Here is a 19,205-nt window from a genome sequence, read left to right on the forward strand (position 1 = left end):
TGTACGCGATCGCACTATAGTAAATTACATAATCTTCAGTTTACAGGGAATAGTTTATGATTCTTGAGGCAGTGATGCTTCATGTTAAATCTGGTATGGAATCTGAATTTGAATCTGCTTTCAAAACAGCTTCCAAGATTATTTCGTCAACGAATGGATATTTATCTCATGAACTCCATCGCTGCATTGAAGTTAATGGAAAATATCTATTGCTTGTCAGATGGGAAACTTTAGAATCTCATACTGTAGGATTTAGAGGTTCTGCTGAGTATCAAGAGTGGAAAAAGTTGCTACACCATTTTTATGAGCCTTTTCCCACTGTTGAGCATTTTGAAGAAGTTGAAATATAGCTCAATCACTCTGATTGCCATACTTGAAATTGAATAGCTATCTTAATCAACCTTTTGCAACTGGGCTACTCTGGGGTCGATAATTTTTTGCCCCAAATTAGCAAATTTAATTGCTACAGAAAGCTTATTACCTTCTCCAAAAACATGAGTAATTTCCCCAATACCAAAGCTTTTATGTAAAACGCGATCGCCTACTTTCCAATTCTGCTTACCATTGCTGACAGCAGCAGTAGATTTAGTATAGGTTTGACGAATCTTATTACCAGTAGTTAATAATTCTTCTGGTACTTCGTCCAAAAATTGCGATCGCATGGCGGGTTCTCGTGAACCATAGAGGCGGCGTTCGCGGGCGTGTGATAAATATAACCTTTCTTGGGCGCGGGTAATGCCTACATAACACAAACGGCGTTCTTCTTCTAAAGATGCAGGGTCACTCAGCGAACGGTAGCCGGGAAATAGTCCTTGTTCTAATCCCACCAAAAAGACTACGGGAAATTCCAGACCTTTGGAAGCGTGCAAAGTCATTAAAGACACTGCTGTTTGCCCTTCTTTTAAGTTATCCAAATCGGAACTGAGGGCGGTACTTTGTAAGAATCCTTGCAGAGTAGCATCTTCATTCTCTTCTTGAAATTGCAGTACGGCGTTGTAAAGTTCTTGAACGTTTTGGATTCTGTCTTCCGATTCATCCGTACCCTGGCTTAGTAAGTCTTGCACATAACCAGATTCTTCAAGTATACCTTGAACAATTTCCGCCGCAGGAAGCGTTCCTACTTCTCCTTGCCAACGACTAATCATTTCTGCAAAAGCTTTGACAGATTTAGCGCCGCGTCCAGCTAAGGTATTAACTGATGTTTCGTCTGATAATATTTCCCAAAGAGTTGTACCAAGTTGCTGGGAAGCGTTAATCAAAGCATCAATGGTGGTTTTGCCAATACCACGCCGAGGAGTATTAATTACTCGCAATAAACTTACAGTATCAGCAGGATTAGCGATCGCTCTTAAATAAGCTATAACATCTTTAATTTCTTTGCGATCGTAAAATCTCATTCCTCCGACAACTGTGTAAGGTATTTGGTATTTCACCAAAAGTTCTTCAAAGGGGCGAGATTGAGCATTTGTACGATAAAGAATTGCAAAACTGCCCCAGTTTAATTCTGGATTTTGAGATTCTAAAGTGCGGATTTGACGAATAATAAAATCGGCTTCTTCTAGTTCATTATCAGCTTTGTGACAATAAATTTGTTCGCCTGCACCCCGCGTTGGTTTGAGAATCTTGTCAATTCTTTGGGTATTATTTTCAATCAGTTCGTTAGCAGCTTGCAGAATGTTTTCACAAGAGCGATAGTTTTCTTCTAACTTCACCATTGTTCTGGTATCGTCATCGGGTAAACCATCGCCGAAATCATTCTGAAATTCTAGCAAGATGGTGAAGTCAGCCATTCTAAACGAGTAAATTGACTGGTCTGCATCACCTACAACAAACACCGAGCGATTTTGCCAATTCCATTCACTCTTTCTATCTTCGCCATTTGTCACTAACAGGCGGATGAGATCGTATTGAGTGCGATTAGTATCCTGATATTCATCTACAAGAATATGAGAGAATTTGCGATGCCAGTAACCTAAAACTTGTTCGTTCTGCTGAAATAGTTTAGTAGGAATCAGAATTAGATCGTCAAAATCGAGAGCGTTATTTGCTGCCAGTCTATCTTGATAAGAACTATAGACTTGAGCAATTACTCTACCGCGATAATTAGGTTGCTCGCTCTCAAATTCTTGGGGTGAAAAGCCTTGGTTTTTGGCGTTACTAATTGCATAGCGCATAGAACGATGGTCAAACTTCTTATCGTCTAGGTTTAGCTGTTTAGTGACAATTTCTTTGACCAAGCTTTGTGCATCAGATTCATCAAATATCGAGAAATTTTTACTCCAACGGCGGCCTTTTTCGTCTTGGTACTTCTCAATATCGAAGCGAAGGATGCGAGAAAACAAACTGTGAAAAGTGCCGCACCACAAATCTTTGATGGTGTCACGATAAACTTGCGATCGCAGTTTAGTTTGTTGGTATTCTGTCAACAAATCAAAACGCTGACCATATTCCGACATCGCCAACTGTTCGGCAAATATCTTTTGAATCCGTTCTTTCATCTCTCTAGCGGCTTTGTTAGTAAAAGTCACCGCCAAGATATTTTCGGGGGCTACACGGTGTTTGAGAATCAAGTTAGCAATTCGGTAAGTCAAGGCTCGTGTTTTACCAGAACCTGCACCAGCCACAACTAGCAACGGGCCGCAGTAATGTTCTACGGCTTGACGTTGGCTGGGGTTAAGGTGGCTAAGGAAGTCAATAGTTGTGGACATGGGAGTGAGGAGTTGAGATGACTAAAACGCAAGCCGCAGCGATCGCATATTATCTCTTAGGAGAGAGTCGCTGCTAGTCAATTGGTATTTTAACGTGAGTTCAACAAAGTAAAAAAAGCAGCAGGCAAAGCAGATCGGGCTTTGGGAAAATAAAAGTTATAAAACCGAAGACTTGTTTTCTGTCGCCTGGATAAAAGCTTCAAAGTCACTCCCAGGCGTCCATTGAATCGCGCCATCCCGTCCTGTAAAGAAAAGTTTCGTTTGGCTTTGGCTGAGTTCAGACAAAACTTTTGGTTCTAAGTCAGCAGAAGATGCGATCGCAATTTGTGGTTCTAAGGCTAAAACTAAATCTTTCAAAGATTCCGGAACACACCACAGCACTTGGGGAGGAACCAAACCCCCAGATTTAACTAACTGTGCAATCTCTTTAGACTTGAGATTACCCATGAGTAACCAATTTTGCCCTTGTATTTGCAATTGTAAAATTGGTAACTGGTCGTTAACTAATTGTGCTACTACGGGGCCAGCAGTCATGGCTTGTCCAACTGCTAAGGGTTGAAAAATCCCTTGACGCTTTTGGATTTCCTGTTGAATCACCTGAGTCTCAATAACTTTGTCTTGTTTGGGGGGATAGGTATAGAAATTTTTGATTGGTAAACGTTGCAGGACTTCCAACCACCCACTACTTTCATTATCTTGGAAATCAGTGGCGATCGCCCAATCAATGTGATTTACACCTTGCTGTTGTAAAAACGGGAGGATGGTAAAGCGTCCCGTACCTTCATCTCCACTATTAATTAAGGTAACTGTTCCACGGTCTTGAATTACTACAACCGGTTCTGCGCCTGCTGCCAGTACAGTGATTCTAAATAAGCTGTTAGCAGAGTGCCAAACTGGAATCAGTACCAAACCTATAGCAATACAGCTAGCGAACCACCAGCGTTGTCGCCACCACCGTAGCAGCACAACCAATAAAATCAGCGTGTAAATAGCTAGCATCTGCCAAGGAGATATACTGCCTACAGCAATTGAATTTCCTGGTAATTTGCTAAAAAATTCCACTAATTTGAGCAGCAAATCAGCGGGGTAATGCAAGATTCCAGCCACAAAACTTCCAGCTTCCGGCCAAATCAATGCTGCTAAGGCACTGATAATTCCACCAATACTGAGAATAGAAATAAATGGGGTGCTAATAATATTGAGTAACAGACTGTAAGAAGGCACAACCCCAAAGACGAACAGTTGCAAAGGTAAAGTCCAAATCGTCGCAGCTAGAGGAACAGCAATCAAAGATGCGATCGCAGGTGGTAGCCAACCCAAGCGTTGAATTATCGGTGGTACTGTGACAATTAATCCCAGCGTTGCTAAAAAGCTGAGTTGAAAACCTAAATCCCAAATCCATAAAGGATTAAATAACAGTAATAAGGTAGCTGCTAGTAAGAGTGAGCCTAACTGTTTTACCTTCCTTTTTAAAGCTAGTCCTACTAATGCCGCAAAACCCATAATCACGGCTCTTAAAACCGCAGGCTGAAAACCCGTTAAACTCAAGAAAACTATTAAACCTAAACCACCAAGGATAAATTGAGTTCCCTTTTTTGCTCGCCTGGTTAACTGTAAGATGACGCTCAAAATCAACGAAGTCTGAAAACCAGAAGCCGCTAAAGCATGAGCTAATCCGGCTTGGACAAACAAATCGCGGATATCATAGGGCAAATCTACTGCTTTGCTACCCAGAACCATCGCACTCACCAGCGGCCCTTCCGGGATACCCAACCAGCGAACTTGCGATCGCACAATTCGCTCCCGAACTTGCCACCATCCCCATTTAGGTGGCTCCTCATCTAGAATATTGATTTGTCTACCTGTCAAACCCGCAAATGTCGCCTCTTGCTTGAGAAACTTCTGAAAGTCAAAAGCACCCGGATTTGACGCTGCTTTTGGTTTATACAAAACTCCCGTTACCGCAATTTCTTGACCTGGATACAAGCCAGTAGCCTGAAGTATTGGCACTGTCACATACAATTTACCCGTTACTCCTTTACTGGCACTTCCCGGGCCATCATCTTTTTTAACTTCATCTAGCTGAGTCGCTGCTAACCAAAATTGCCCTCGCTGACTGCGAGTTAAGCGCGGTGTGCTGGCAACTTCACCGCGCACAATCACAAGTTGTTCTTGATTGCTACTATTTCCTGGTGGGACAAACTGACTAATATCTTTTGCTCCTGGTTCTGGGACTTGCCATTGAAAATATAGGGTAGCCAGCAAACCTACCAAGCCAGCAGCTAGCAATACTCTAGGATCGGGAGTATTTTGCCAAAAGCTAGATATGGGTTTGGCCTTCGTCCCAGCATTTTCTGCTTTTTGAGCAAGTTTTCGTGACTTGAGAGTACGTAGCCGCAACACTACTGCGCCTAATATCCCTAAAAGCAAAATCCACGCACCACCCCAAGGCACAGCTGTGAATAGTAGCCCCAGAATATAGCCAAGACAGATAATTACACCACCAGCCTGAATCATAGAACTCCCGATCGAAGTGTTTGCTGACTATAAAATGAAACCCGCAGCTGCGGGCTTGGTTTGTAGAGCCAGTGATTTCGAGTTTCAGGAAGCACAGGTTTGATTTATAGAAGTTTTTGCCATAACTCTATCAAAAAGCTGTGCCCAACTTAAACCCCTGAAACTACTTTTGCTAATCTGATAGACTAGCTTAAATTTGCAATTATAAAAACAAGTGGCTTAGGGCTGATAAATAACTATGAGTGAAGCTTTATTTAGTGTCGAAAACCTACGAGTTGCTTATCCTCAGCCTAGTGGAGAAGAACTTAAATGGGCAGTTGATGATGTATCTTTCACTCTGCAAGCTGGCGAAAGAATGGGATTGGTAGGTGAGTCAGGTTGTGGCAAATCAACCTTGGGACGGGCTGTGATGCGTTTGCTACCACCAACTAGCCGCATTGAAGGATTAGTAAAATTTCAAGGTAAAAGAGTATTTGATTTAACACCTCAAGAAATGCGGAAATTTCGCGGGGAAGCGGTGGCGCTGATTTTCCAAGATCCTATGACGCGTCTCGATCCGTTGATGACTATTGGTAAGCATTGTATAGAAACGCTGCAAGCACACTCACCAGAATTATCAGCCAGACAAGCGAAAGAAAAAGCGATCGCTACTTTAGAAAAGGTAAAAATTCCCGCTAGTCGCTGGAATCAGTTTCCCCATGAGTTTAGCGGTGGGATGCGACAACGGGTAGCTATCGCCTTGGCTTTGCTTCTCAACCCAAAATTAATTGTTGCTGATGAACCAACTACCAGCTTAGATGTCACGGTTTCGGCTCAGATTTTGCAGGAATTAACGCGGCTGTGCGGTGAAGAAAACATGGGTTTGCTGTTAATTTCTCACGATTTAGCAATGGTTGCAGAGTACTGCGATCGCATTGGCGTGATGTATAACGGCAAAATGGTAGAAATGGGTTCTACCCAATCGGTATTTCGCCAACCTCAACATGAATATACGCGATCGCTTTTACAAGCGGCTTTACATATTCAAGCGGTAGATGAAAGTGGAGATTTAATTCTGGCTAACGATCAACAACAAAACTTACCCAACCCTAAAGAACAATCGCCTATTTTGCGAATTACCGAACTCAAGCAGCATTACACAATAGAACCAAACTTTATCGAACGAATTTTTAAAGGGGAAAGTCAGACAATTAAAGCTGTAGATGGGATTAACTTAGAACTCTATCCCGGAGAAATTTTAGGATTAGTCGGAGAATCAGGCTGCGGTAAAAGTACGCTTTCACGGACAATTTTGCAACTCATCCGTCCCACTGCGGGTAAAGTCGAGTTTTTAGGAAAGGAATTAACTACGTTATCTCGTCAAGAAATTCGTTCTTCACGGCGACAAATGCAAATGGTGTTTCAAGATCCCCATGCTTGTCTGAATCCAGCAATGACGGTGGGACAAAGTATCGGCGATCCTTTATTAATTCACAACCTTGCTGATGCTGCTAAAGCTAAAGAAGAAGTACTGTGGATGTTGCAAAAAGTGGGTTTAACACCAGCAGAAGTTTATTATCAGCGTTATCCTTCTGATTTATCTGGGGGACAACAGCAAAGAGTTGCGATCGCGCGTGCTTTGATTACCCGTCCTAAACTGTTAATCTGCGATGAACCCGTGAGTATGTTAGATGCTAGCGTACAGTCACAAGTACTCGATTTGATGTTGCAATTAAAGTCAGAATTTGAGTTAACCTACTTGTTTATTACGCATGACCTTTGGTTAGCCAGATTTTTGTGCGATCGCATCGCAGTAATGAATGGCGGTAAAATTGTTGAGCTTGGCCCTACCAAACAAATTTTTGCTAATCCCCAACACCCTTATACAAAAACCCTGTTAGCTGCTGCGCCCTTACTAGCTAGAGCTTAGTCAATTTGAGATCGTAATTTTGACATATAAATATCAATAGTTGTAGCTGATACGAATTTACCAATATTCTATACAGATAGATTCTTCCTAGGGGTTTGTCCACTGTCCATTGGTGTCAACTTAACGTGAAACCCGCTTGGTTGCAAGGTTTCGCCCTCACCCCCAGCCCCTCTCCCACAGGGATAGGGGAGCAAGAGATTTAATTCCCCTTCTCCTGGGGGAGAAGGGGTGAGGGGATGAGGGCGAGGGTTTTTGTACAACACGCGCCGTATATAGCTTTTAGCTTAAGTTGACACGTATGCTCCACTGCCGTGCCCCTACACCTCGCGATAGAATTTTGTACCGTATCTGAATCAGAAACGCTATAAATACATTGTTAAATAATTAACTGCATAGTAATTGTGAGCAACCAAAGCACTGAGAACATCCTCAATGTTCAGCTAGAAACGCCATCAAATGATGGCTACAAATTTAGCTGGTTTGATTGGTTTTGCCTATGTTATCCTCCAGGCTGGTTAATTATATTTAATCGCCATTGGCAACATTACCATCAAGATCCAGATGGTTGGAATTGGCTGGAATATATATTGTTTTTGTTGCCCGGTGGATTTTACCTAGCGCTGCTGATTCGGTGGTTGCGTCTTGGCTGTCGTTCTCCACGCAAAGAAGTTGGCGAATTCGATCCAAATTATCAACGAGCTTTTCGCGAAGAAGTTCTAGCTCCTATTGTGAAACATTATTTTCAAGGCGAATTGCAGCAAATTGAAAATTTACCGCCAACAGGGCCATTTATTGTGGCAATGAATCATGCAGGGATGAGTTTTCCTTGGGATTTTTTGACTTTGGCTTATCTATTAAGTCAAGAACGGGGATGGACTGTGCAACCTCTAGCAGGCGTTTCATTGTTCGAGCATCCGTGGATGGTTTGGTGGCTACCGCCAGGATGGTCGCGGGTTTTAGGTGGTGTGCGCGCAGAATTTGATGCTTTTGAAGCGGCGATGCAGCAGCGTAAAATTGTCCTGTATGCACCTGAAGGTTTACGCGGGCCGTTGAAAGGTTGGAGAAGACGCTATCAATTAGACAAGTTTGATATCAGTTTTATACAGTTGAGCGATCGCTATCAAGTTCCCATTCTCCCAGTCATTTGCATCGGTAATGAGAATTTGCATCCTTGGACGATAAATCTCAGAAAATTGCAACGATTATTCAAATTACCATTCTTACCGTTATCGCCTTTGATGCTGCTGTTGATTCTCTTTCCTTCAATGGGAGTTTGGGCAATGAAAACTCGACTGCGTTACTTTATTCAACCGTTGGAACCAGTAGGATTGGATACAAATTCCGATAAAGGACGTACAGCAGTTTATCAACAAGCTCAAAAATTTCGCGAAAAATTGCAACTGCAAATCGATCGATTATTGAATAGTCAATAGTCAACAGTCATTTCATTTCTCCCCACACTCCCCACACTCCCCACACTCCCCACACTCCCCACACTCCCGCTACTCTCCCCCACTCCCAAAGCGGTAGCCTTTGCCATAAACGGTGTGAATCAATTGACTTTCGCCAGCACCTTCAATCTTACGGCGCAGCAGGCGAATTAAGGCTGCAATTACATTACTACTTGGCTGTTCTTCATCTTGCCAAAGATTTTGCATAATCTGGGCGTGCGTCAGCAGTTGTCCGCAGTGTTCCATGAAGTATTGTAGTAATTGGCTTTCTTTTTGAGAAAGTTCAATCACTCGTTCTCGACGATAAGCTACTTGGTTATCAACATCTAGTTCTAAATCAGCTACAGTCAGGCGTCCTGGTGTTGCGCTGTATATCTCCACGCCAGAACGACGCAACAAGGCGCGGACTCTGGCTAGCAATTCCCGCAATTCAAACGGTTTAACTAAATAATCATCCGCACCTGCATCCAAACCTTCAACTCGGTCATCGAGAGTATCTTTGGCTGTGAGAAACAGCACGGGAGTGGTTTTACCTTGGCGGCGTAATTCCTGACAAATTTCTAAGCCTGTTTTTCCAGGTAGCATCCAATCTAAAATTAGCAGGTCATAACTGCCAGTTTGTGCCAGGTTGCTGCCATTGATGCCTTCATAAGCTGCATCGACGCTATAACCTTCACGGGTTAAGACGCGACTTAAGGGGCCAGTTAGTTCTACTTCGTCATCAACTAATAAAATTCTCATACTGCTTATTGGTCAGCATATCGAGATATTCTCAATATTATTGAACCGCCGATATGCCAAGGATACCAAGAACGATCATGTTGACTGTTGCTTTGCCGAAAGGGGAACTACTGAAGAATAGCATCCGCCTACTGCAATCTGTAGGATTGGATTTTAGCGCTTTTTTAGACGCAGGGAACCGCCAACTTCAGATTCTTGATGCTAGCGGACAAGCAAAAGGACTGTTGGTGCGGGGTCAGGATGTGCCTGTATATGTAGAATATGGTCAGGCACAATTCGGTATTATTGGTTACGATGTGCTGCGCGAAAAACAGCCGCGAGTGGCACAGTTGGTAGATTTACATTTTGGATATTGTCGGATGTCTGTAGCTGTTAAAGCATCCAGTCCTTATAAATCACCTTTAGATTTACCAGCTCATGGTCGGGTTGCTTCTAAATATGTGAATTGCGCCCGTGAATATTTCCAAAGTTTGGATTTACCTGTAGAAATCGTACCTTTGTATGGTTCAGTGGAACTAGGGCCGATTACCGGGATGTCAGAAGCAATTGTAGATTTGGTGTCTACTGGGCGGACGTTGCGAGAAAATGGTTTGGTGGAAATTACAACTTTGTATGAAAGTACAGCAAGGTTGATTGCTCATCCACTAAGTTATCGCCTGAATACAGATAATTTACATAAATTGGTAGAGGATGTGCGATCGCATATTTTAGCTACAGTTTAATTAGCTTTTAATCTACTCCCCTGAATTGAGTATTAGCAGATTCAGGGGAATGTTCTAGCAAAATTCTTAGCTATTTCTGCTGCCGTTGGTAGCGTCCGATTAACTCTGCTGTTACTAAAACATGACCGTCCATAGCTTGCAAAATTTGCTGTTTTGTTGCGCCTGGTTGCAAACCTAAGTTTTTATCTAGAGCATAAAGTTTGAAAAAATACCGATGCGTACCGCTAGGCGGACAGGGGCCGCCATAACCCAATTTGCCAAAATCATTCTTTCCCTGCACTCCACCGCTGGGTAAAGTTTTGGTACTAGCAACTTTTTCTGGTAATTGGCGCACTGTAGCAGGTATATCATAAAGCACCCAATGTACAAACGTGCCTCTCGGTGCGTCGGGATCGTCAACAATTAATGCTAAACTTTCGGTTCCAGTGGGCGGTTCATCCCAACTTATACTTGGGGAAATATCTGAGCCATCACAAGTATATTTAGCGGGAATGGAGCTATTAGCTGCAAAGACGCTGCTTTCTAGTTTCATGCTTTTTCCCTCCGTTTGTAACTTATTGCTTGGGGTGAGGGGAATTTGGGTATTGTTATTACCAACAGAACTACAAGCGATCGCAGAGAATTCTGCTAACCAAATTATACTGAAGCTTTGAAACAGAAAAACTCGTCTGCTGCTCACGATCCTGCACCCCCATCTTGAGATTGAGACTGTGCATTATCTCTCATTTTATAATTCTGCTTTAGCATAAGGATTTCTGTATATCTGCCCAGAGTAGCAACTGTGAATGCTTTCATAATGCTTACTACATTTGCTTGAGTTCATAGGCTCCAGATATATAGGTAAAAAAGAATGTTGATGGAATTTGCGCAAATGCTGGCTCGGTTTAAACTGGCGTCTCAATTTACACTGCTACTGTCGCTAATTTTTATTAGTGGAATTGGGCTTGGGGGATTTGCATTATCGAAAGCGCTGGAGCAAAAAGCGCTGGTGGAGATGAACGCACGCGGACAGATGGCAATGCATATTATTAATTCGGTAAGCAGTTATACTAGCAATGATATTGCACCACTGATTACGCAACTTGCCGATTCTCAAACTAAGTTTATTCCCGAAACTATACCCAGCATTTCAGCGAGAAGGGTATTGGAGAATTTTAAAGTCAATTGGCAATACAAAGATTTGACTTATAAGCAAGCTACGCTTAACCCGACAAATTTAAATGACCAAGCTGACTTATTTGAGGCAAAATTAGTTGAACGCTTTGAGAGCGATCGCACTTTAAAAACTTTATCCGATCTTCGCTACCAAGCTGGGGAACAGCTATTTTACAGCGCTCAACCTTTAGTTGTGAATAGTTCTAGCTGCCTTAAGTGTCATAGTAGCCCCGATATAGCGCCTCAAAGCCACGTTCAACGCTACGGTACAAAAAACGGTTACGGCTGGAAGCTAAATCAAGTTATTGGGACTCAGATTATTTATATTCCTGCAAGTGAAGTGTTTGCCAATGCGCGCAAAGCACTTTTGTTATTCATCAGCATATTTATTGGCATTTTTGCATTAGTTATTATCTCCATCAACTACTTACTTAAATGGAGAGTTATTCAACCTTTAAAACCAATTGCTCAACTTGCACAAACCATGAGCCGAGATACGGTTAGCGCTGCGGAAGTCCGAGATTTGGAACAGCAAGGACTCTCCCAAATCGCCCAACGTACTGATGAATTGGGACAATTGGGAAGAGTATTTCAAAAAATGGCACGGGAAGTTTGCGATCGCGAACAGCAATTATCCGAGCAGGTAGAACAGTTGCGCGTGGAAATCGATCAAGCAAAACGGATACACCAAGTTGCGGAAATTGCTGAAAGCGATTATTTTCAGAAGTTGCAGCAAGCGGCGAAGGAAATGAGGCGAGAGGGGGATAGGGAGGAGTAGAGGAGTGTGGGGGGTGTGGGGAGTGTGGGGAGACAAGGGAGACAAAGGAGACAAAGGAGACAAGGAAGACAAGGGTCAGCACGGCAATTTTAAAACATCGGGCTGTGATATTAACGCGTCGGCTTGTGATGTTAAAACATCGGGCTGTGATATTAACGCGTTGGTCTGTGATGTTAAAACATCGGGTTGTTATATTAACGCGTCGGCTTGTGATGTTAAAACATCGGGCTGTGATATTAACGCGTCGGTCTGTGATGTTAAAACATCGGCTTGTATTGTTAATACGTCCGCTTGTCACAATTGCTTAAATGGTAACTCTGAGGTGGCGCGATCGAGAAAATCTTCCCCCAGCAAGCACCAGCCGTAAAGATAGCAATTTCCTTGCCAAAACCTTCAGGGATTTCGCCTGCTGAACTATTTTTGTACAAATCATCTAATTCAGCTTGGGATATTTGCATAAAATCACAGTTCAAAATTCCAATGCAAAACACAACACCCGCGTCTTACCCCAATAAGCTTGACCGAGATAAACCCCAGGAGAAACTTCTCTGATTTCATCTCTGATTTTTTGCGCAATAAATGAGGTTTGAGAATAATCTAGGATAATTGCTTCACCTTTACTAAACCAACTATCACCCTGATAAACTTTAGCTTTGACTAACTTCATGCCAAATGCAGTGATGCGATTTAATAAGTAACCTCGATCGCGATCGAACACTTTTCCTTGCCAAGCCAGCAACCTCACAAGCCATGACAAAATATTGCGGCTGGGAATTCCCGTGACAAAAACAACTGTACCTCTACCTTGACCGTCGGGAATTTCGCCCACAGGGCTGTTTTGATAAAGTTCGTCTAATTCAGCAGGCGACATATTCATCATGTCTGCTGTTGTCATAGCCATTGCTTGTAACCTCATAAAATTAATGATTTAACTGGGTATGAAAGCGAATATCTTGCGCTGGAAAGTAGAGTGGTAAAGGTTTTTGCAAGAGTTGAGTGCTGCTAACTCTGAGTTTTTGTTGTTCCAGAAGAATTGCGATCGCACTTTTACATACAAACAGAATTAGATCTTTTCCGGGACAGCTACGCGCACCTTTTAAAAATAAATTGGAATAAGGCGCATCAACTGAATGTGTTGCATCTAGCCATCGTTGTGGTAAAAACAAATCAGCACTTGGATTCCCAGCCAAATTCCGTTGCATAATTGGGAAAAAGTGCAGAATATCCATCCCTTCTGGAATCCGATGGTTATTAAAAACATCTCCGCCTGGTGCAAGATGAAACGTCAGCGTAACCGGCGGATAAAGGCGACCAGTTTCTAGTATGCAAGCTTCAAGATAAGTTAATTGGGCAATTGTCGAAGTTTCCGCCAAGGAACCCTGGCGATTGATTTCATCCTGCACTCGCTGTAAAACTTCTGGATGAGAACAAATCAAAGCCAAAGACCTCACCAACAAATCCGTACCCGAACCCGTAAACGTAAACATCCAGTGGGGAATTTGTTCTATCAACTCTTCCTCATCAGCTTCGGGTTGCATATGATGTGCCATAGACAGTAGTGAAGGTTGATGAGATTGTTCGCTTTCTTGCCATAGCTGTCTTAAGCAAGCATAAAATTTTGTCCGTCGTTCTTGTTCGCGCTTTCCCCGCAGCATCCTTTTGATGGGGTTGCCTACCATGCTAAACAAGACTTGGATATCTTCGATTAAACTCACAGGCGCGACATTCTCGCCAAATACAATACCCAACATCGCCATTCCCATACATTGCCTGATCTCCGCAATGCTGGATACTGGCGTAGAGAAAGCACGATGTATTTGATTGAGAAAAGCTTGTTGATAATGATGTTGGGCACCTGTGCAAAGCACTTTTTCATTGTAAGGACGTAAGCGTTGCCATTGTTCGTCATGGCTGATTGTCAACGCCTCAGGTGCGAGATAAGACATCCCCTTTTTCTTCAGCGTTCCTTCAATGTAACCTTTGCTAGACGGTGCTTCCTTGAGGATGTGCGCTGATAAATCGCGCCCAGATACCAGCAATACTTTTTTGAGCAAAAAATCTAAAATGATGTTCTCGCTTTTGTAGTTGATAGTTAATCCTTTCAACCAATTGGTTAGTACCACCTTGGCGTTGAACTGATGCGGACTCTGGAGGAATTTACCCGTCAAATTTCCTAAGAGGCGCAAGATATCGAGGACATTCGTTGAAGGATATGTGTCCATATAAGGCTAGTGTGATGCAAGTAGTTATAGTAGCAAACAGTATTTGATTACACAAAGCATGAAAAACATTTTCCGCAGATTTTATATTTCTAATACAGAAATTATTGATGATATCAATTGCGGAATAATGCCAGAATCTTTATCTACAATCTATTCTTAAGTCTGATGAATAATCTAACAATACCCCTAGGAGTAATATTCCTATTTGAAGATACTTGAGTAAGTTTGATAGGTATTATAAGATAACTAACTTCATGAGATTATCAACTTATTGTTTTGTTACAAACACCTAATAATGCCAACTTTTAGATAGGACTAAAAATACAGATAGCACGAGCATTGCCTACCAATAGGGTTTTATGTAAATTGCTATAGACACAAGCTTTTTTCAAAATAAAACTATATTAACCTATAGCATTTTTAAATCATTCGTAAGTAACAGTTCAGTTTATAAGTACTGCCTATAAATGCTTGCAGCCTTCTATAGCGCTTAAAACACTTATAAGATTGCTATATATAACTCCTCATAGATACATCAAATCTTCTATGTCTCCTCCTTGGCGCACTTGGCGCACTTGGCGGTTAGTAAAAAATATTTTTCTCAAAAAATTATAGAATTGTGCATAAATTTGATAAACAGGGGTGATAGATATAAAACCCCATAACTCTGTCAATACTGATTTATACAAAATGCAACAAAATAGAGTAGATACGCTCTAGCATCTGAGGTTGCATAAATTCCACTTGTGAGGACTAATAAATCTCAGGAGTAGTTAATATTTCTGAAGTCGGCATCTAAAAAAATAGTTACGCCTTAAGGAAATTACGAAATTAAGGTGTAAGTAATAATAGCCTCAAAATCTTAAATTATTGTCTAAAAGCATACTTAAGGAATTTGTTAAAATGTTTGGAATTCCCTGGCATCGCCTACCTACACCATTAGCATTAATAAAATTAGCTGGGTTTCGCAAAGAACTGAGACAAAAAAACCTCCACGATACATCTCAAATTGCAGATACAGAAAAACTTCCACATCCACAACCCAGCCCTGATGGTCGTCATTTGGTGGCGCGCACCGCAGACGGTAGTTTTAACGACCTCAAGCATCCAGAAATGGGGATGGTAGGTACTCGCTTAGGGCGAAACGTTCCACTAACAGAGGTGAAAGTCGATCGCAAAAATCTACTTCACCCCAATCCCCGCATCATCAGCCAGAGATTGATGACGCGAAATGAATTTATTCCTGCAACATCTTTAAATATCTTGGCTGCGGCTTGGATTCAGTTCCAAAACCATGACTGGTTTGCTCATGGCGACAATCGTCCAGATAAAAAAATCGTCATTCCCCTTGCAGAGGATGATACCTGGCCGCAAGAGCATCGACCGATGGCAATTAAAGAAACTCTAGTAGATGAAAGCCGTCCTGAAGGCGAGCAAGCACAACCGCCAACATTTATTAACAAAGTGACTCATTGGTGGGATGGTTCGCAAATCTATGGTAGCCATCCCGAAAAGGTCGATGAATTGCGATCGCACGTTGATGGCAAACTAATTATTGGTGATGATGGACTATTACCACTCGATCCAGCAATTGGTATCGAGCGCACGGGTTTCAACGATAACTGGTGGATCGGCTTGAGTTTATTGCATACTCTGTTTGTCAGAGAGCATAACACCATCTGCGATCGCCTCAAGCAGCAATACCCAGAATGGAAAGATGACGACCTCTTCGACCATGCGCGACTAATTAACGCGGCATTGATGGCAAAAATTCATACCGTCGAATGGACTCCTGGCATCCTCGCCCATCCAGCATTGCAAATTGCCATGAGTGCTAATTGGTGGGGACTACTTGGGCAAAACTTCAAACGGATGTTTGGGCGTGTTAGCGATGATGAAACAATCAGTGGAATTATTGGTTCCCCAACCGATCACCATACAGCGCCCTACTATATCACCGAAGAATTTGTCACCGTTTATCGGTTACATCCCCTAATTCCCGATGAATTTGAATTTTATTCGCACACAACAGGTAAATTGCGACGCAAAGGCGATTTCTTTGAAGTGGGTGGTAAACGTTCCAGGGGAGTAGTAGAAGAAATTGGATTAGCAGATTTATTTTATTCTTTAGGAATCGCCCATCCTGGTGCAATTACCTTACATAACTATCCCAAAGCCTTACAGCAACTCATCAGAGACAACGGCGAGACTTTTGATTTAGCAGCGATTGATATTCTGCGCGATCGCGAACGGGGTGTTCCTCGCTACAACGATTTCCGCGAAATCATTGGTCGCGGTCGAGTCCAATCCTTTGAAGAGATTACCAGTAATCAAGCCTGGGCAAAAGAACTGCGCGAAGTCTACAACAATGACATCAACAGCGTAGATTTAGTTGTAGGGATGTTTGCCGAAGACCTACCCAAAGGCTTTGGCTTTAGCGATACTGCATTTCGCGTATTTATCTTAATGGCTTCTCGCCGCTTAAAGAGCGATCGCTTCTTTACCAAAGACTATCGCGCCGAAATTTATACTCAGTTCGGTCTAGACTGGATTGACAACAACGGTATATTAACTGTCCTGCAACGTCACTTCCCTAGCTTGGCTCCTGCTTTATCTGGCGTCAAAAATGGTTTCGCCCCTTGGCGTCGGGTTTAGTATTGGGCATTTGTCATTTGTCTTCCTTGTCCCCCTTGTCTTCCTTGTCCCCCTGCACCCTGCACCCTGCCTATGCTAAGAACCTTACAACCTGGTGATGAAATGTTGCTAGAGAATTTTCTGGTGCAACATATCGATACTTCCATGTTTCTGCGTTCTAATTGGCGGGAGGCGGGGTTGCTTGACCAAGGCGCAACGTTTCAAGGAACATACGTAGCAGCGATCGCAAATGCAGAGATAGTTGCTGTCGCTGCCCATTATTGGAATGGAATGGTTGTGGTGCAAGCGCCAATGTATCTCCAAGAAGTAGTGCAAGCAGCAGTATCACAATCTCATCGCGCCATTTCTGGAATCGCTGGCCCGGCTGCACAAGTCGCAGCCGCCAAGGAAGTCTTGGGACTTGTCAATCGACCAACTCATCTAGATGAGAGTGAAATATTATTTTCCTTAGATTTGCAAGATTTGCAGATACCCCCAGCTTTAGCTTCGGGAAAATTAAAGTGCCGATTGCCACATCCAGAAGAATTTGATTTACTCAGCGAATGGTACGCTGCTTATAATGTGGAAGCTTTAAAACAAGCAGAAACACCAGATTTGCGCTTATCTTTCTATGATGAAATCGAGGCGTATCAAGCTAAAGCTAGGCATTGGGTATTAGTCGCAGAAAATACTCCTGTAGCTTACAGTGCCTTTAACGCCCGCCTACCCGACATCGTGCAGATTGGTGGAGTGTGGACACCGCCAGCCTTACGAGGTAATGGCTATGCTAAAAGCGTGGTAGCTGGTTCATTATTAGCAGCGCGATCGCAGGGAGTAAAACGGGCTATCTTATTTACACAACGAGAAAACTTGGCAGCACAAGCAGCTTATCGCGGTATTGGTTTTCGAGCTACTGGCGAGGAATTCGGCTTGGTGTTGTTTAACTAACCTGGAATGAATTTTGTAACACTTGCATCATATCTGAACTATGAGTTGCGATCGCTTCCAACAATCATTTGCTACTGACCCTTCTCTCAGCAGTAAGCTTATGGAGTTAATGGAAATCACATTCCCTGGCATCAGCAGTTTAGCTGAATGTGGTAGAAAACTGGGTGCATCTTGGGAAGCTGCTTCGACTCCGTTTATTCGCTTTCATGACGATCGAGTCATTACCCATGTAGGAGTGTTAGAAATTCCTCTGCAAATTATGGGACAGAGAGTAACTGTAGGCGGAATTCATGGAGTAGCTACTCATCCGGAATTTCGCAGACGAGGTTATTACCGCCAAGTCATGAATGAAGTACTAGAATATTGCGATCGGCGTTATGAAACCTTAGTATTGACGACACCGCAACCAGAATTTTACCTACCTTTTGGTTTTCGCGTAGTTGAAGAACATATCTTCAAAGTGAAGTGTAGTTCTACAGGTAGCACTGATGGCTGGAGAACCCTGGATGTTGCAGATGTCGCAGATTTGAGATTACTGCACAGACTTTTGGAAACGCGGGTTCCCGTTTCTCACATAATTGGGGTAGTCAAAGAAAAAGCTGTATTCTTTGTGAATGAAGGAAGTCGTACTTTGCATTATGCAAAAGATTTAGATTTAATTGCCTGTATGGAAATTGAAGATACTCGACTTCATCTTTTTGATTTAGTGACAACACAGATATATCCTTTGCAGAAAATCCTCGATAGGATACCTCAACCCATTGAAGAGGTGTTGATTTACTTTAGTCCAGAACTTCTCAATCTTGAGAATCTGCAAGCATTCCCTTACGTACTTGATGAAGCTGTGTTGATGGTACGCGGTAAATTTGCCGCAGAAAAGGAAAAGTTTATGCTACCTCGTTCGGCGCGTTGTTAAGAAAATTTGTTGTAGGCTTCCACAGTTAATCAACGACTTTGAGATTTCCATATTCCTATAGCAAAAACAATTCCTAAAAGTGTACCAATCGCCAAACCGATCGGAGCAAACCTTAGAAAAGATAAATCGGCTTGGCTTCCATGAGGATAATGACCAAAGAAAACTACACTTTTAAATCCAATACCTGCGCCCACAATCGAGCCAAGCAGTATCCACACTATCACATCTGGCGATCGCACTCTGGCAGCGATCGCCAATCCCAGCGAAGTGACGATGAATCCTGACATCGCCCCAATTGCAGCACCGTAACCCACAACCGAGAGAACCCAGGTATATCTGACAATCATCGCCCCTAATCCGCCGATTAAGGCTCCAAAGCCTACCCAGAGTAATATTCCCAGCATGAACCAGAAAAGTTTTGTCTGCATGGTAGTTCACCCTAAATCTTGAATCAGCTAACTCACAACAGCAATGTAGTAGCGTGACACAGCTAAAATAGTGCAT

At 42.7% G+C, this 19,205-nt stretch carries 16 protein-coding genes; 8 read left to right on the top strand and 8 right to left on the bottom strand.

The features are described from left to right. Positions 1-56 precede the first annotated feature (56 nt). On the top strand, positions 57-350 hold the full coding sequence (locus AACU33_RS04520) for an antibiotic biosynthesis monooxygenase family protein (protein ID WP_096587235.1): 294 nt from the start codon (positions 57-59) through the stop codon (positions 348-350). Between the two features lie 42 nt (positions 351-392). Here the strand turns inward: AACU33_RS04520 and pcrA are convergent, their stop codons facing one another. Further along, on the bottom strand, positions 393-2,708 hold the full coding sequence (gene pcrA / locus AACU33_RS04525; protein WP_096587236.1) for a DNA helicase PcrA: 2,316 nt from the start codon (positions 2,706-2,708) through the stop codon (positions 393-395). Positions 2,709-2,864: 156 nt separating this feature from the next. Next, positions 2,865-5,225, bottom strand: a complete 2,361-nt coding sequence (locus tag AACU33_RS04530) for a ComEC/Rec2 family competence protein (protein WP_096587237.1) — start codon at positions 5,223-5,225, stop codon at positions 2,865-2,867. A gap of 238 nt (positions 5,226-5,463) precedes the next feature. Between AACU33_RS04530 and AACU33_RS04535 the strand changes: the two genes are divergently transcribed. Together AACU33_RS04535 and AACU33_RS04540 are read left to right on the top strand one after the other, a co-directional pair. Continuing rightward, entirely contained in the window at positions 5,464-7,134 is a 1,671-nt protein-coding gene (locus AACU33_RS04535; protein ID WP_096587238.1) for a dipeptide ABC transporter ATP-binding protein, read from the top strand. Positions 7,135-7,535: 401 nt separating this feature from the next. After that, entirely contained in the window at positions 7,536-8,567 is a 1,032-nt protein-coding gene (locus AACU33_RS04540) for a 1-acyl-sn-glycerol-3-phosphate acyltransferase (protein ID WP_096587239.1), read from the top strand. Positions 8,568-8,636: 69 nt separating this feature from the next. Here the strand turns inward: AACU33_RS04540 and rppA are convergent, their stop codons facing one another. After that, positions 8,637-9,326 (bottom strand): two-component system response regulator RppA, encoded by a 690-nt coding sequence (gene rppA, locus AACU33_RS04545; RefSeq protein ID WP_096587240.1) that lies wholly within the window; start codon positions 9,324-9,326, stop codon positions 8,637-8,639. Between the two features lie 77 nt (positions 9,327-9,403). On the opposite strand from rppA, the gene hisG reads away from it, so the two are divergent. After that, positions 9,404-10,048 (top strand): ATP phosphoribosyltransferase, encoded by a 645-nt coding sequence (gene hisG, locus AACU33_RS04550; protein ID WP_096587241.1) that lies wholly within the window; start codon positions 9,404-9,406, stop codon positions 10,046-10,048. A 70-nt stretch (positions 10,049-10,118) separates the two neighbouring features. Here hisG and AACU33_RS04555 read toward each other — a convergent pair whose 3' ends face one another. Then, positions 10,119-10,727 (bottom strand): YbhB/YbcL family Raf kinase inhibitor-like protein, encoded by a 609-nt coding sequence (locus AACU33_RS04555; protein ID WP_096587242.1) that lies wholly within the window; start codon positions 10,725-10,727, stop codon positions 10,119-10,121. Between the two features lie 171 nt (positions 10,728-10,898). Between AACU33_RS04555 and AACU33_RS04560 the strand changes: the two genes are divergently transcribed. Continuing rightward, positions 10,899-11,981, top strand: coding sequence for a c-type heme family protein (locus tag AACU33_RS04560; protein ID WP_339375761.1), 1,083 nt, complete (start codon positions 10,899-10,901; stop codon positions 11,979-11,981). Positions 11,982-12,259: 278 nt separating this feature from the next. Here the strand turns inward: AACU33_RS04560 and AACU33_RS04565 are convergent, their stop codons facing one another. The 3 genes from AACU33_RS04565 to AACU33_RS04575 are packed head-to-tail and all read right to left on the bottom strand — an operon-like array spanning position 12,260 to position 14,203. Next, the gene (locus AACU33_RS04565) at positions 12,260-12,439 is read right to left on the bottom strand and encodes a hypothetical protein (RefSeq protein ID WP_339375762.1); all 180 of its coding nucleotides are present in this window, start codon (positions 12,437-12,439) and stop codon (positions 12,260-12,262) included. An 11-nt stretch (positions 12,440-12,450) separates the two neighbouring features. After that, positions 12,451-12,882, bottom strand: a complete 432-nt coding sequence (locus AACU33_RS04570) for a hypothetical protein (protein WP_096587244.1) — start codon at positions 12,880-12,882, stop codon at positions 12,451-12,453. 19 nt (positions 12,883-12,901) lie between these two features. Next, entirely contained in the window at positions 12,902-14,203 is a 1,302-nt protein-coding gene (locus AACU33_RS04575; protein ID WP_096587245.1) for a cytochrome P450, read from the bottom strand. Between the two features lie 903 nt (positions 14,204-15,106). On the opposite strand from AACU33_RS04575, the gene AACU33_RS04580 reads away from it, so the two are divergent. From AACU33_RS04580 to AACU33_RS04590, 3 genes are all read left to right on the top strand, one after another. Continuing rightward, positions 15,107-16,858 carry a peroxidase family protein gene (locus AACU33_RS04580; protein WP_096587246.1) on the top strand — a complete coding sequence of 584 codons (1,752 nt, stop codon included), beginning with the start codon at positions 15,107-15,109 and terminating at the stop codon, positions 16,856-16,858. 72 nt (positions 16,859-16,930) lie between these two features. Next, the gene (locus AACU33_RS04585; protein WP_339375763.1) at positions 16,931-17,785 is read left to right on the top strand and encodes a GNAT family N-acetyltransferase; all 855 of its coding nucleotides are present in this window, start codon (positions 16,931-16,933) and stop codon (positions 17,783-17,785) included. Between the two features lie 40 nt (positions 17,786-17,825). Beyond that, on the top strand, positions 17,826-18,701 hold the full coding sequence (locus AACU33_RS04590; RefSeq protein ID WP_096587248.1) for a GNAT family N-acetyltransferase: 876 nt from the start codon (positions 17,826-17,828) through the stop codon (positions 18,699-18,701). A 29-nt stretch (positions 18,702-18,730) separates the two neighbouring features. Here the strand turns inward: AACU33_RS04590 and AACU33_RS04595 are convergent, their stop codons facing one another. After that, positions 18,731-19,129, bottom strand: coding sequence for a hypothetical protein (locus AACU33_RS04595; protein WP_096587249.1), 399 nt, complete (start codon positions 19,127-19,129; stop codon positions 18,731-18,733). Positions 19,130-19,205: the final 76 nt, after the last annotated feature.

Source organism: Calothrix sp. NIES-2098, assembly GCF_963875125.1.
GTDB lineage: Bacteria > Cyanobacteriota > Cyanobacteriia > Cyanobacteriales > Nostocaceae > Aulosira.

Excerpts from the sequence above, each read along its gene's own strand:
- AACU33_RS04520 (WP_096587235.1), top strand. The coding sequence starts at position 57 with ATGATTCTTGAGGCAGTGATGCTTCATGTTAAATCTGGTATGGAATCT.
- AACU33_RS04585 (WP_339375763.1), top strand. The coding sequence starts at position 16,931 with ATGCTAAGAACCTTACAACCTGGTGATGAAATGTTGCTAGAGAATTTT.
- AACU33_RS04560 (WP_339375761.1), top strand. The coding sequence starts at position 10,899 with ATGTTGATGGAATTTGCGCAAATGCTGGCTCGGTTTAAACTGGCGTCT.
- AACU33_RS04535 (WP_096587238.1), top strand. The coding sequence starts at position 5,464 with ATGAGTGAAGCTTTATTTAGTGTCGAAAACCTACGAGTTGCTTATCCT.
- AACU33_RS04530 (WP_096587237.1), bottom strand. The coding sequence starts at position 5,225 with ATGATTCAGGCTGGTGGTGTAATTATCTGTCTTGGCTATATTCTGGGG.
- rppA (WP_096587240.1), bottom strand. The coding sequence starts at position 9,326 with ATGAGAATTTTATTAGTTGATGACGAAGTAGAACTAACTGGCCCCTTA.
- AACU33_RS04570 (WP_096587244.1), bottom strand. The coding sequence starts at position 12,882 with ATGGCTATGACAACAGCAGACATGATGAATATGTCGCCTGCTGAATTA.
- hisG (WP_096587241.1), top strand. The coding sequence starts at position 9,404 with ATGTTGACTGTTGCTTTGCCGAAAGGGGAACTACTGAAGAATAGCATC.
- AACU33_RS04580 (WP_096587246.1), top strand. The coding sequence starts at position 15,107 with ATGTTTGGAATTCCCTGGCATCGCCTACCTACACCATTAGCATTAATA.
- AACU33_RS04590 (WP_096587248.1), top strand. The coding sequence starts at position 17,826 with ATGAGTTGCGATCGCTTCCAACAATCATTTGCTACTGACCCTTCTCTC.
- pcrA (WP_096587236.1), bottom strand. The coding sequence starts at position 2,708 with ATGTCCACAACTATTGACTTCCTTAGCCACCTTAACCCCAGCCAACGT.
- AACU33_RS04595 (WP_096587249.1), bottom strand. The coding sequence starts at position 19,129 with ATGCAGACAAAACTTTTCTGGTTCATGCTGGGAATATTACTCTGGGTA.
- AACU33_RS04565 (WP_339375762.1), bottom strand. The coding sequence starts at position 12,439 with ATGCAAATATCCCAAGCTGAATTAGATGATTTGTACAAAAATAGTTCA.
- AACU33_RS04575 (WP_096587245.1), bottom strand. The coding sequence starts at position 14,203 with ATGGACACATATCCTTCAACGAATGTCCTCGATATCTTGCGCCTCTTA.